This window comes from Streptomyces sp. F63 (assembly GCF_018070345.1).
Lineage (GTDB): Bacteria > Actinomycetota > Actinomycetes > Streptomycetales > Streptomycetaceae > Streptomyces.
The window spans coordinates 97,066-110,443 of sequence record NZ_JAGPXX010000001.1 but is presented as its reverse complement, the minus strand read 5'-3'; the positions used below and the strand labels follow the sequence as shown (position 1 = coordinate 110,443).

General features: G+C 73.5%; 11 protein-coding genes. 10 read left to right on the top strand and 1 reads right to left on the bottom strand.

Features of this window, described 5'->3' with window-relative positions; genetic code table 11:
* Positions 1 to 264: 264 nt before the first annotated feature.
* Positions 265 to 3,018: an ATP-dependent Clp protease ATP-binding subunit gene (locus tag KBZ10_RS00465; RefSeq protein ID WP_210985427.1), complete on the top strand. Its 2,754-nt coding sequence runs from the start codon at positions 265 to 267 to the stop codon at positions 3,016 to 3,018.
* Between the two features lie 318 nt (positions 3,019 to 3,336).
* A complete protein-coding gene (locus KBZ10_RS00460) occupies positions 3,337 to 3,882 on the top strand; it encodes a YbjN domain-containing protein (RefSeq protein ID WP_210985426.1) in 546 nt (181 codons plus the stop codon).
* A gap of 97 nt (positions 3,883 to 3,979) precedes the next feature.
* Here the strand turns inward: KBZ10_RS00460 and KBZ10_RS00455 are convergent, their stop codons facing one another.
* Positions 3,980 to 5,152 (bottom strand): pyridoxal phosphate-dependent aminotransferase, encoded by a 1,173-nt coding sequence (locus KBZ10_RS00455; RefSeq protein WP_210985425.1) that lies wholly within the window; start codon positions 5,150 to 5,152, stop codon positions 3,980 to 3,982.
* 243 nt (positions 5,153 to 5,395) lie between these two features.
* Between KBZ10_RS00455 and KBZ10_RS00450 the strand changes: the two genes are divergently transcribed.
* The 8 genes from KBZ10_RS00450 to KBZ10_RS00415 all read left to right on the top strand — a co-directional run bounded on the left by KBZ10_RS00450 (position 5,396) and on the right by KBZ10_RS00415 (position 13,179).
* The gene (locus KBZ10_RS00450; RefSeq protein WP_210985424.1) at positions 5,396 to 5,659 is read left to right on the top strand and encodes a hypothetical protein; all 264 of its coding nucleotides are present in this window, start codon (positions 5,396 to 5,398) and stop codon (positions 5,657 to 5,659) included.
* Between the two features lie 358 nt (positions 5,660 to 6,017).
* A complete protein-coding gene (locus tag KBZ10_RS00445; protein ID WP_210985731.1) occupies positions 6,018 to 6,536 on the top strand; it encodes a DUF2617 family protein in 519 nt (172 codons plus the stop codon).
* A 75-nt stretch (positions 6,537 to 6,611) separates the two neighbouring features.
* Positions 6,612 to 8,249 carry a polyamine aminopropyltransferase gene (locus tag KBZ10_RS00440; protein ID WP_210985423.1) on the top strand — a complete coding sequence of 546 codons (1,638 nt, stop codon included), beginning with the start codon at positions 6,612 to 6,614 and terminating at the stop codon, positions 8,247 to 8,249.
* A gap of 124 nt (positions 8,250 to 8,373) precedes the next feature.
* Positions 8,374 to 9,576: an SRPBCC family protein gene (locus KBZ10_RS00435; RefSeq protein ID WP_210985422.1), complete on the top strand. Its 1,203-nt coding sequence runs from the start codon at positions 8,374 to 8,376 to the stop codon at positions 9,574 to 9,576.
* 140 nt (positions 9,577 to 9,716) lie between these two features.
* Positions 9,717 to 10,559 carry an aldose 1-epimerase gene (locus tag KBZ10_RS00430; protein ID WP_210985421.1) on the top strand — a complete coding sequence of 281 codons (843 nt, stop codon included), beginning with the start codon at positions 9,717 to 9,719 and terminating at the stop codon, positions 10,557 to 10,559.
* Positions 10,560 to 10,634: 75 nt separating this feature from the next.
* The gene (gene pyrE / locus KBZ10_RS00425; RefSeq protein ID WP_210985420.1) at positions 10,635 to 11,171 is read left to right on the top strand and encodes an orotate phosphoribosyltransferase; all 537 of its coding nucleotides are present in this window, start codon (positions 10,635 to 10,637) and stop codon (positions 11,169 to 11,171) included.
* A 403-nt stretch (positions 11,172 to 11,574) separates the two neighbouring features.
* Positions 11,575 to 12,597, top strand: a complete 1,023-nt coding sequence (gene fbaA / locus KBZ10_RS00420; protein WP_210985419.1) for a class II fructose-bisphosphate aldolase — start codon at positions 11,575 to 11,577, stop codon at positions 12,595 to 12,597.
* 168 nt (positions 12,598 to 12,765) lie between these two features.
* Complete coding sequence (locus KBZ10_RS00415; RefSeq protein ID WP_210985418.1) at positions 12,766 to 13,179, top strand: DUF3151 domain-containing protein; 414 nt, start codon at positions 12,766 to 12,768, stop codon at positions 13,177 to 13,179.
* Positions 13,180 to 13,378 lie beyond the last annotated feature (199 nt).

The following is a 13,378-nucleotide window of genomic DNA, read 5'->3' as shown; positions in this document are numbered from 1 at the left end:
CCTTTCCTCGATGACCAGCGCTCCGGCTCGTGGCACCGGTCTTGTTGCGACGACCGTAGGAGGCAGTGGCGGGCCGTTGGTCGGAAGAGCCGATGAGTTCGCCCGATCGAGGGGTGGAGTGGGTAGCCGCTGACGCGGGCGCCCGGGTGCCCCAAGGCCGCAGAACTCGGGCAGAAAGCCCACCCGTACCACCCTTGAGTGGGGTAGACTCAACTTAGTTCAGGTGAACCAGAGCAGGAGCCGCAGGAGAGGAGCAGAGGTCACGTGGATGCCGAGCTGACCAACAGGAGCCAGGAAGCGATCAGCGCGGCCGGCCGGCGTGCCGTGTCCGCGGGCAACCCGGACATCACCCCCGTCCATCTGCTGCTCGCGCTGCTCGAAGGCCAGGAGAACGAGAACATCCAGGACCTCCTGGCCGCCGTCGAGGCCGACCAGGCCGCCCTGCGCTCCGGGGCCGAGCGGCTGCTCGGCGCGCTGCCCGCCGTGCAGGGCTCCACCGTCGCCCCGCCGCAGCCGGACCGCGAGCTGCTCGCGGTCGCCGCCGACGCCTCGCGGCGCGCGAAGGAGCTCGGCGACGCCTATATCTCCACCGAGCATCTGCTGATCGGCCTCGCCGCCCAGGGCGGCCGCACCGGTGAGCTGCTCGACCAGCAGGGCGCGAGCGCCAAGAAGCTGCTCGACGCCTTCCAGAACAACCGCGGAGGACGACGCGTGACCACGCCCGACCCGGAGGGCACCTACAAGGCCCTGGAGAAGTTCGGCACCGACTTCACCGCCATCGCCCGCGAGGGCAAGCTCGACCCGGTCATCGGCCGTGACGCCGAGATCCGCCGCGTCGTGCAGGTGCTCTCGCGCCGTACGAAGAACAACCCCGTCCTGATCGGTGAGCCCGGCGTCGGCAAGACCGCCGTCGTCGAGGGGCTCGCCCAGCGCATCGTCAAGGGCGACGTCCCCGAGTCGCTCAAGGACAAGCGGCTGGTCGCGCTGGACATCGGCGCGATGCTCGCCGGCGCCAAGTACCGCGGCGAGTTCGAGGAGCGGCTGAAGACCGTGCTCTCCGAGATCAAGGAGAGCGAGGGCCGCATCATCACCTTCATCGACGAGCTGCACACCGTCGTCGGCGCGGGCGCCGGCGGCGACTCGGCGATGGACGCGGGCAACATGCTCAAGCCGATGCTGGCCCGCGGCGAGCTGCGCATGGTCGGCGCCACGACGCTCGACGAGTACCGCGAGCGGATCGAGAAGGACCCGGCCCTGGAGCGCCGTTTCCAGCAGGTGCTGGTCGCCGAGCCCTCCGTGCAGGACTCCATCGCGATCCTCCGCGGCCTCAAGGGGCGCTACGAGGCGCACCACGGCGTGCAGATCGCGGACTCCGCGCTGGTCGCCGCCGCCACCCTCGCCGACCGCTACATCACCTCCCGCTTCCTCCCGGACAAGGCCATCGACCTCGTCGACGAGGCCGCGTCCCGCCTCCAGATGGAGATCGACTCCTCGCCCGTCGAGATCGACGAGCTCCAGCGCGCCGTCGACCGGCAGATGATGGAGGAGGAGTCGCTGCTCGCCGTCGAAGTGGGCGACGAGAAGCGGAAGTTCCTCAAGAAGCAGGACCGCGAGAAGGACCTCTCCCCCGATGCCCGCGAGCGGCTGGAGAAGCTGCGCCGGGAGCGCGCCGGGAAGGAGGAGAAGCTGCGCGCCCTGCGGGCCCGCTGGGACAGCGAGAAGGCCATCCACACCCGGGTCGGCGAGCTGAAGAAGCGCCTCGACGAGCTGGAGACGGAGCTGGAGCTGGCCGAGCGCAAGGCGCCCGAGACCGGTGACTGGGTCACCCCCGGGCGGCTGCGCTCCGAGGTGATCCCGCAGACCCGCAAGGAACTGGAGGAGGCCACCGCCGCGCAGAAGGACCTCCAGGGCGGCGGCATGGTCGGCGAGGAGGTCGGCCCGGACGACATCGCCGGCGTCGTGGCCGCCTGGACGGGCATCCCCGCCGGCCGGCTGCTGGAGGGCGAGACGCAGAAGCTGCTGCGGATGGAGGACGAGCTCGGCAAGCGCCTCATCGGGCAGCGGGAGGCCGTCCGCGCCGTCTCGGACGCCGTGCGCCGCACCCGGGCCGGGATCTCCGACCCGGACCGGCCCACCGGATCGTTCCTCTTCCTCGGCCCGACCGGTGTCGGCAAGACCGAACTGGCCAAGACGCTCGCGGACTTCCTCTTCGACGACGAGCGCGCCATGGTCCGCATCGACATGAGCGAGTACAGCGAGAAGCACTCGGTGGCCCGGCTGGTCGGGGCGCCCCCCGGCTACGTCGGCTACGAGGAGGGCGGCCAGCTCACGGAGGCGGTGCGCCGCCGCCCGTACAGCGTGATCCTGCTGGACGAGGTGGAGAAGGCCCACCACGAGGTCTTCGACATCCTGCTGCAGGTGCTGGACGACGGTCGGCTCACCGACGGCCAGGGGCGGACGGTCGACTTCCGCAACACCATCCTCGTCCTCACCTCCAACCTCGGCTCGCACTATCTGGTCGACCCGGCGATCAGCGAGGAGGAGAAGAAGGAGCGGGTGCTGGAGACCGTGCGGTCCTCCTTCCGGCCCGAGTTCCTCAACCGCCTGGACGACCTGGTGGTCTTCCACGCCCTGGGCACCGGCCAGCTCAAGCGGATCGCCCAGCTCCAGATCGACCAGCTCCAGCGGCGGCTGACCGACCGCCGGCTCACCCTGGACGTCAGCGAGGACGCCCTGGAGTGGCTGTCCCGGCTGGGGCACGAGGCGAAGGCGGAGGCCGAGACCAAGGCCGGGGCCGCGGCGGACGGGGCCGAAGCCGGGGCGGCGGAGGCCGGACCGGACCTGTCGTACGGCGCCCGGCCGCTGCGGCGGCTGGTACAGACGGCGATCGGCGACCAGCTCGCCCGGGAGATCCTGGCCGGCACCGTCCGGGACGGCGACACCGTGCGGGTCGACGTGGCGGCGGACGGCCGCGGCCTGGCCGTCGGCGCGGCGGCCCGGACCGGCACGGAGGACTGAGACGGGCGTCCCCGCGCGGCTCCCGGTCTCTCCGGGCGTCTCCCGGTGGTCTCCCACGGCGGCTTCGGGCCGCCGCCCGGTCGCCGTCCGGACGGCCCCTCGACCGCTCTCCGCCGGGCCTTCCGGGGCCCGGCGGAGACCGGCGCGGAGGCGGCGGGGACGTGCCCGCGCACGCGCCGGAGCGGGAGCGCGGGGGCGGGACGGCCGCGGGGGCCGGGGCGGGCCGGCACACCGGACGCCGGATTGGTCGGCCCGGGCTTGCCAGCCCCCGCCCGCCGTGGGGGAGGATGGCAGGAATCGTCTGAAGGGAAATCCACGGTGAGCATCGACCCGTCCTCGATTCCGAATTTCGGGGGCCAGCAGCCCGAACAGCAGCCGTCGGGGCCGCCACCCGGCCCCGTCGTCCCCGATCAGGACCTGGTCAAGCAGCTCCTGGACCAGATGGAGCTGAAGTACGTCGTCGACGACGAGGGGGACCTCGCCGCGCCGTGGGAGCAGTTCCGCACGTACTTCATGTTCCGCGGCGAGGAGGAGCAGCAGGTCTTCTCCGTCCGCACGTTCTACGACCGGGCCCACCAGATCGACAGCAAGCCCCAGCTGCTGGAGGCGATCGACGACTGGAACCGGCGCACCCTGTGGCCGAAGGTCTACACCCACACCAATGACGACGGCACCGTCCGCCTGATCGGTGAGGCGCAGATGCTGATCGGTGTCGGCGTCAGCCTGGAGCACTTCGTCTCCAGCACGGTCAGCTGGGTGCGGGCGTCGATCGAGTTCGACAAGTGGCTCGTCGAGCAGCTCGGCCTGGAGGCCGAGGTCGAGTCCGCCGCGCCGGAGGACAAGAAGGACGACGGCGAGGCCTGACCCCGCCGCACCGGCCCCCGGCCGCACAACTCCACGGAACGGCGCGCGAGCCCGGCCTCCCGGCCGGGCTCGCGTGCGTTTCCGTGCCCGCGCCGCGTCAGCCCTCCCGCAGGCACTTCAGCCGCTCGACCGCCTCCGCCAGGACCTCGGTCCGCTTGCAGAACGCGAAGCGGACGAAGGGCGCGCCCTCCTCGCGGTGGTCGTAGAAGACGGCGTTCGGGATCGCGACGACTCCGCAGCGCTCGGGGAGGGCGCGGCAGAAGGCGAAGCCGTCGTCGAAGCCGAGCGGCCGGATGTCGGTGGTGACGAAGTATGTGCCCGCGGGCCGGTAGACGGTGAAGCCGGCCTTCGCCAGGCCGTCGCCGAGCAGATCGCGTTTGGCCCGCAGATCCTCCCGCAGCCCGTCGAAGTAGCTCGCGGGGAGCCGCAGCGCCTCCGCCACGGCGTACTGGAAGGGGCCCGCCGAGACATAGGTCAGATACTGCTTGGCCGAGCGGACGGCGGTGACGAGCTCCGGCGGGCCCGTCACCCAGCCGACCTTCCAGCCGGTGAACGAGAAGGTCTTGCCCGCCGAGCCGATGGTGACCGTGCGCTCGCGCATCCCGGGGAACGCGGCGAGCGGCAGGTGCTCCCCGTCGAAGACCAGGTGCTCGTAGACCTCGTCGGTGACGACCAGCAGATCGCGCTCACAGGCCAGTTCGGCGATCGCCGTGAGCTCCTCACGGCCGAGGACGGTGCCGGTGGGGTTGTGCGGGGTGTTGAGCAGCAGGAGCCGGGTGCGGCCGGTGACGGCGGCGCGCAGCTCGTCGAGGTCGAGCCGGTAGGCACCGCCGTCCGGGCGGAGCGTGACGGGGACCCGGGTGCCGCCGGCCATCGCGACGCAGGCCGCGTAGGAGTCGTAGTACGGCTCCAGCGCGATCACCTCGTCACCCGGTTCCAGGAGCGCCAGGAGGGCGGCGGCGATGGCCTCGGTGGCACCGGCGGTGACCAGTACCTCGCCGTCCGGGTCGAAGGAGAGCCCGTAGCGCTCGCGCTGATGGTCGGCGACGGCCGTCCGCAGCTCGGGGACGCCGGGGCCGGGCGGGTACTGGTTGCCGCGGCCCTCGCGCAGTGCCCGGACGGCCGCCTCGCGGATCTCCTCGGGGCCGTCGGTGTCGGGGAAGCCTTGACCGAGGTTGATGGAGCCGGTGCTGAGGGCCAGCGCCGACATCTCGGCGAAGATCGTCGTGCCGAACTCGGCCAGGCGGCGGTTGAGCGGTGGTCTTCCCATGGGGCTCATGGTCCCACGGGAGGGGGGCGTGGCCGGTCTGTGCGATAGGTCTCACTCGGCCTCACCAGCGGCTCCGGGACAGGCCTCCCGGGGCGGCTGGACCCCGCCCCGGAGCGGCCCCCCGGAGACCCGAACCTCTGGATTTGCTCAACTCTGCTTTCACCTCCTGACGCGACGGGCATCTCCCCCGCACACCGCCGAGCGGGGGGCTCGCTTCGGGGGACGAGAAGGGGGAGTTGAGCGATGGGAATCGTGGTGTTCGCGGTGCTGGCCGCCGTCGCGCTGGCCGCGGTCGCGGGGGCGCGTGGCCGGTCCGGACGCAACCGGGCGCGCAAGCGGGGGCGGAGCGGCGGGGGAGTCTCCGGCGGCTTCGGCAGCTCGGGTGGCTTCGGCTGGTGGGCCGGTGACGGCGGTTCGTCGGACGGCGGTTCGTCGGACGGCGCCGGCTCGTCCTGCGGGGGCGGCTCGTCCTGTGGCGGGGGAGGCGGCTGCGGCGGGGGCAGCTGACCGCGGGGGGCCGGCCGCGGCCGGGCGCGCGGGGGGAGTGACGCCGACCGGCACGGGGCGGTCGGCGTCACTTTCGCGGCCAGGGCCGGGTCATGCGTCCGGCGCATGCCGTCTCGCATATGCCATGCCCCTTCTTCAACATCGTTTTATCTCATGGTTTTTGAACAGATGAACAGCGCAACCCTCTGGGGCATGGAAACCCGTCGAAGATGGGTAAAAACGCTGTGGGCACCGTGCACTTCATGATTCCGTATTCATCGGAACACCCCACGTGGGCACGAGCCGGCGAGTGATCTTTCTTGGGTCCTCCTCCGAGGCGGGCCGGCCCACCATCCACTGCGTGCTGCGGAGCCGACCCATGCTCACCACTCTCGAAACCGCCTATTCCGACACCCGCGCCGCCGATCTCGCCTGGTGTCTCGGCAAGGAGCCCCTGCCCGCGCTGGCCGTGCTGGATCTGCGGCTGGGCCCGGCGGAGGTGCAGTTGCGCCTGCTCGGCGCCTCCCATCAAGTGATCATCAAGGAAGGGGCCAGCCAGTGCTCGGAGACGGTGGCCTGCATACCCGGCAGCAGCACACCGCTGCCCCTCGGAGCCGCCGAGAGCATCGGCGGCTGGGAGTACGAGTTCGCGGCCCGCGTCGAGACGCTGTCCCGCGGGTCGTTCGCCGGCCGGGCGCAGGAGCTGCTGGCCCTGGTGGCCGACCACCCCAACGGCCTGGCCGGGACCTTCCCCGGCGATCCGCACGCCTTCACGGCCATGCTGGTCCAGCGGTGCGAGGGCCGGGTGCGGTGGCGCACCTGGCACGCGTATCCGCAGGAGGGGGCGCTCGTCACCACGCGCACCCAGGTCGGCGCCCGGACGATGGCCCCCCTGTAGTGCGCCCCCGGCGCCCTTCGAGACAACCCTTGTGGGTGACAGGGCCGTGCAGACGGCTCACGTAGCGTTCCCCGCATGATCGATTCGCCTGAGCCGCGGCTCCTGTCCCGCGCCGTCGCGCCGGACGAGCCGGAGAGCCCGGTGCGGCTGCCCGTACCGGCCGGGCTGGGACGACTGCTGGTGCTGGCCGCGGTGTTCGTCTGCGCCGCCTGCGGGCTGGTGTATGAACTGGAACTGGTGGCGCTGGCCTCGTATCTCTTCGGGGACTCCGTGACCCAGGCGTCCGTCGTGCTGTCCGTGATGGTCTCCGCCATGGGTGCCGGCTCGCTGCTGGCCAAGCGGCTGCGGTGCCGGGCCGCGGTGGCCTTCGGGCTGGTGGAGGCGGTGCTCGCGCTGGTCGGCGGCTGCTCGGCGATGGCGCTGTACGCCTCCTTCGTCTGGTTCGGGGCGTCCCATGCCGTGCTGGTCGGCTTCTCGCTCGTCATCGGAGTGCTGATCGGCGCCGAGGTGCCGCTGCTGATGACGCTCATCCAGCGCGTCCGCCGGCAGGACGCCGGTGGGGCGGTCGCCGACCTCTTCGCGGCCGACTACATCGGGGCGCTGGCGGGCGGGCTGGCCTTTCCCTTCCTGCTGCTGCCCCTGCTGGGGCAGTTGAGCGGCGCCCTGCTGACGGGGGCGGTGAACGCCCTGGCCGGCGGGGCGCTGGTGCTGTGGCTGTTCGGCCGCGACCTGACCGCCCGGGCCCGGGGGGTCCTGATCGCGGCGAACGGCCTGGTGCTCGCGGTCCTGGCCGCCGGAACGTTCCTGGTGCCGTCCTTCGAGCGAGCCGCGCGGCAGGCCGTCTACGGGGAGGACGTACGGGTCGCCGTGCGGACGGACTACCAGGAGGTGGTCCTCACGGGGGGGCCGGACGGGGCCGGAGGTGGTGCTCCGCTCTCGCTCTTCGTCGACGGCCGGCTGAGATTCAGCGGGCACGACGCCTGCCGCTATCACGAGGCTCTGGTCCACCCGGCGATGGACGGCCCCCGGACGCGGGTGCTGGTGCTGGGTGGGGGAGACGGTCTCGCCCTGCGGGAGGTTCTGCGGTACCCGGACGTACGTTCGGTCACGGTGCTCGCACCCGACCCCGGACTGGTACGGCTCGGCCGCACCGACCCGGGGCTCTCCCGGCTGAACGGCGGTTCCCTCACCGACCCGCGGGTCCGCACGGTCACCGGCGACGTCTTCGGCCGGCTGCGGGGGGACGCGGCGGGCGGGGGTCCGTACGACGTGATCGTCTCGGATCTGCCCGACCCCGGCATGACGTCCAGCGCCAGGCTGTACTCCCGGGAGTTCTACGGGCTCGTGCGGCGCGCCCTCGCGCCCGGCGGGCGGCTGGCCGTGCACGCGGGCGCCCCGGACACCCGCCCCCGGACGTACTGGACCGTCGACGCGACCCTGCGAGCGGCCGGACTGCGCACCTCGCCCTACGCGGTGGGCGGCCGGCGGTCCGGCTACGCCACCGGGCCGGACCGCTCGGCGGCGGCCGAACGCCCCTCCCGCACCTGGGGGTTTCTCCTCGCCGCCCGCGCCCCGGAGGGCCCGCGCCTGGCACCCGACGCGCCCGTACCGCTCTCACTGGCCCCGCGGGAGCTGCGTGCCGCGGAGCGTGCCGCGGAGGACCTGCGGATCCCGGGCGCGCGGGCGTCGACGCTCACCCGTCCGCGGTATTGAGGTCCCGCCCCGCCGTTCCGCCGGAACGATTCGCCCCCGCGGGGTGCCGCCGGATGCCCCGCCCGCCGCGGAACTGGCGCGGACAGGGGTGCCGGAGCGCGTCCGCTGGGTAGGCTCGGCTCCCATGGAGCATGAGGTGTTCGTTCCGTTTCCGCCCGGGACCGTGCGGCAGGCGCTCGCGGAACCCGAACGCGTCGCCCGCTGCGTCCCCGGTTTCCAGTGGGACGCCGGGTCGGGCCCGGACGCGCTGGCCGGCCGGCTGCGGCTGCGCGCCGGCGGCTCGACCATCACGTACCACGGCACGCTGCGCGTCAGCGAGCGGACGGGTGACGAGGTGTCCGTCGAGGCGGAGGGATCGGAGGCGCGCGGCGACGGCTCCGTCGCGCTGACGCTCACGCTGCGGCTGGACCCCGCCGACGGCGGTACGGCCCTGGTGTGCGGCGGCACTGTGCGGAGCGGAGGGCGGCTCGCCGAGGTGGACGACAAGGCCGCGGCCTCCGCCGGGCGGCGCCTGCTCGACCGGTTCGCCGCGGCGCTGGCCGCCGACCTGGAGGAGACCCCGGTCCGCCCCGCACCCCCCTCGGCCCCCGCCGCCTCCGACGAGAACGGTGACGGCGCCGCGCGTGCCGGCCGCGGCGACGGCGACGGGCCGGCCCCGGGCGGGCAGTGGCCCGGAGCGGAGAGCCGCGGCGATGCGTACGGCACCGGCGGCAGCGGCACGGCACCGGACGGCCCGGAGACCGGTGGCGACGGCTCCGGGGACGGGCACGGCACCGGACCGGCCGGCGGCGCGGAGGGCGAGGGCGGCCTCGGCCGGGCCGACGACAACGAACCGGTCATCCCGGGCATCCCGTCGCCCGAACCGGGCCCCGACGCGGCCCCTCCGCCCGGCAGGAAGGCGGGCGGCGGCGAGGAGCGCGGAGCCGCGCGGGACGCCGGCGGCGAGGAGTCCCGGCCAGGCCCGTCCGAGGCCGCGAGCGCCGCGGCGGAGGCCGGTGGCGGCACCGCTCCCGAGGCGGCGTCCGTCTTCGAGACCGAGGTGCCGCCGTCCTCCCTCGACCCGCTGGCCGACGACCTCGGCGAACCGGAGGGCGCGGGCGGCACGGACGGCGCGACCCCGCCCGCCGAGGCGGCCCACGCCCGCCGCACCATGATCGGCCGCAGTGCCGAGGAGGTGGACCACGCGCCGCCGCGGGGCCGCTACGCCCCCGTACCGGCGCCCCAGCCCGCCTCGGCCGGCGACACCCTGCGCTGGGCGGCCCCGGTGGCCGCCGCCGTCGTCGCCTCGGTGCTGATCGTCAACCGCGTCCTCCGCCACCGGCGCTGACGGATCCGCGGAACGGGAGCCGCGCACCCCGGCCGGTGCGGGGACGGAGCGGCGCGGCGGCGTCAACCCGCGTCCGCGGGGGCGCGCATGGCGGAAAGGCGGGGCCGCGCCGGGGGCCCGGACTCGCATAGGGTCGGTGTGTGAGCACTCACGAGACGACGACCGAAGCGGCCCCGGAGGCCGGAGTCCTGCTGGCGGCGGGCGACGCCGAGGCGACCGTACGGCCCGAGCTGGGCGGCCGGCTCGGTTCGCTGCGGATCGACGGCACCGAACTGCTGCGGCAGGGCCCCCGATACGGTTCCTTCCCCATGGTGCCGTGGTGCGGCCGGACCGCGGGCGGCGTGTTCCGCGACGGCGCCGAGCGGCATGAACTCCCGCTCAACTCCCCGCCCCACGCCATCCACGGAACCGGCCGTGACCAGGTGTGGCGGACCGTCCGCGCGGACGGCACGGCGGCCGTCCTCACCTACGACCTGGGCGATCCCTGGCCGTACACGGGCCGCGTCACCCAGCTCGTGGAGCTGGCCGACGACGCGCTGACGCTGAAGATGGGCGTCGAGACCTACGGCAACTCCTTCCCGGCGCAGGCCGGATGGCACCCCTGGTTCCTGCGGCACCTCGGCGGGAGCGGAAGCGGGAGCGGCGCGGACGAGGGCGTCCTGATCTCCTTCGAGGCCGCCTGGCAGGAGGAGCGCGGCGAGGACCACCTCCCGACCGGCCGGCGGATCGACCCGCGCCCCGGGCCCTGGGACGACTGCTTCGGCATGCCGGACGGCGTGGACGTCACCCTCACCTGGCCGGGGCGGCTGGAGCTCAGGATCACCAGCCGGGCCGAGTGGGTCGTGGTCTACGACGAGCAGGAGGAGGCCGTGTGCGTCGAGCCGCAGTCGGGGCCGCCCAATGGGCTCAACACGGCCCCGCGCCTGGTGACCCCGATCGATCCGCTGGAGATCTCCACCACCTGGCGCTGGCGCCGGCTCTGAGCCGGCCGTGCGCCGTCCGGCCCGCTGCCACCCGGTGACCGGGCGGCCGCCGGGGCCCCGGATAGTCTCGGTGCCATGACGGACGTGCGTGATGCCCTGCTGCGGCAGATCAAGGACAAGGCCGTGGTGCACGGCAAGGTGACCCTCTCCTCGGGCCGGGAGGCCGACTTCTACATCGACCTCCGCCGGGTCACCCTGGACGGGGAGGCCGCACCGCTCGCCGGCCAGGTGATGCTGGACCTGACGGCCGGGCTGGAGTACGACGCGGTGGGCGGGCTGACGCTGGGGGCCGACCCGGTGGCGACATCGATGATGCACGCCGCCGCGGCCCGCGGGCGCAGGCTCGACGCCTTCGTCGTGCGGAAGGCGCAGAAGACGCACGGGCTGCAGCGGCGTATCGAGGGCCCGGACATCAGGGGCCGCAGGGTGCTGATCGTCGAGGACACCTCCACCACGGGCGGCTCCCCGCTCACGGCCGTCGAGGCGGCGCGTGAGGCGGGCGCCGAGGTGGTGGCGGTCGCGGTGATCGTGGAGCGCGGCGCGGCGGCCGCGATCGAGGAGGCGGGGCTGCCGTACTACCGGGCGTACGGGCTGGACGACCTGGGGCTCTGAGGCGCCGGCGGGGACGGCCGCCGGACCGGCGGTGCGGGAGGCGTCCTACGGCCGGGGCCCCGGGCCGGGGTCGCGCCCGGAGCCCCCGGCCCGGCCCCGCCCGGCCCGGCCCCGCCCGGCCGGTCCCGTTCCGGCCACCTGTCCGGCTTCGGTCCGTCCGGGCCCTCCCTGCCCCGTTCGGCCCTTCCGGGCCGGTCGGCGGGGGACCAAACTCTGTCCTGCGAACGGAAGTTCATCCGGGAGGCAAGGGTTTCACGTGAAACCCCGCCGGGCGCTGTCCGTTTCGTCCGCTTGGGTGGTGTGGAGCGGAACGCCGTATCTGGGAGGATGACCCCCAGACGATGATGTCGCCCCTAGGTCAGGGCCTACTCGAATAACCGGCACATTCACAAGGAGCCGACACATGCCCATCGCAACTCCCGAGGTCTACAACGAGATGCTCGACCGGGCGAAGGCGGGCAAGTTCGCCTACCCGGCCATCAACGTGACCTCGTCCCAGACCCTGCACGCGGCCCTCCGCGGTTTCGCCGAGGCCGAGAGCGACGGCATCGTCCAGATCTCCACCGGCGGTGCCGAGTTCCTCGGTGGCCAGTACAGCAAGGACATGGTCACCGGTGCGGTCGCGCTGGCCGAGTTCGCGCACATCGTCGCCGAGAAGTACCCGGTCAACATCGCGCTCCACACCGACCACTGCCCCAAGGGCAAGCTCGACGGCTATGTACGGCCGCTGCTCAAGCTCTCCCAGGAGCGCGTCGCCGCCGGACGCAACCCGCTGTTCCAGTCCCACATGTGGGACGGCTCCGCCGAGATCCTGGACGACAACCTCGCCATCGCGCGGGAGCTGCTCGCCGAGGCCGTCAAGGCCAAGATCATCCTTGAGGTCGAGATCACCCCGACCGGCGGCGAGGAGGACGGCGTCTCGCACGAGATCAACGACGAGCTCTACACCACCGTCTCCGACGTGGAGCGGACCGCGGACGCGCTGGGCTTCGGCGAGAACGGCCGCTACCTGCTGGCCGCCTCCTTCGGCAACGTGCACGGCGTCTACAAGCCGGGCAATGTCGTCCTCCGCCCCGACCTGCTGCGCGAGCTCCAGGACGGCGTGGCCGCGAAGGCCGGCAAGGCCGACCCGTTCGACTTCGTCTTCCACGGCGGCTCCGGCTCCACCGAGCAGGAGATCCTGACCGCGCTGGAGAACGGCGTCGTCAAGATGAACCTCGACACCGACACCCAGTACGCCTTCACCCGCCCGGTCGCGGACCACATGTTCCGCAACTACGACGGCGTGCTCAAGGTCGACGGCGAGGTCGGCGACAAGAAGACCTACGACCCGCGCAGCTGGGGCAAGAAGGCCGAGGAGAGCATGGCGCAGCGCGTCGCGCAGGCCTGCTCCAACCTCCGCTCCACCGGCACCAAGCTGAAGTAACCCCCGCCACGGCGCCGCGCCGTGCCACCGGAGCCCGGTGGCCGCGACCGTACAGGTCCCGGCCGCCGGGCTTCCGCGCGTGCCGGGGCTCCCGCCCCGGAGCCCGCACCACGGCCCACACCCCACCGCGCCCGTCCGTTCCGCCCGTCCGGCAGGCAGACTGGGCCCATGGCCACACACGAGAACCTGCTCGGGGGACCGCCCCCGACCCGCCTGCCCGACGACCCGGACCCCCGCGAGCTGCTCGCCTCCGGCTCGGCCCCCGCCGAGGTCGCCGCGAAGTACCCCTCCTCCTCGCTGGCCTGGGCCCAGCTCGCCGACGAGGCCTACGAGGACGGCCGCGTGGTCGAGTCCTATGCCTACGCCCGCACCGGCTACCACCGCGGGCTGGACGCCCTGCGCCGCAACGGCTGGAAGGGCCACGGGCCCGTCCCCTTCGAGCACGAGCCGAACCGGGGCTTCCTGCGCTCCCTGCACGCCCTCGCGCGCGCCGCCCAGACGATCGGCGAGCAGGAGGAGTACGAGCGCTGCAGCACCTTCCTGCGCGAGTCCTCCCCGACCGCTGCCGAGACCCTCGGCTGAGGAGCGGGACCGGCGTCTCCCGCCCGGGCCGGCCGTGCTCACACGGCCGGCCCTTGCCGTCTCGCCCATGTCCACGGATGATGCGCGGAGGGTTCCGCTCCGCGCCGACCGTGCGGACGGGATCCGAGAGGGGACCGGGGCTCCGATGCCGAGAGGAAGGGGCGGACCGCTACCCGGGAGCACGCAGTACGAGGAGACA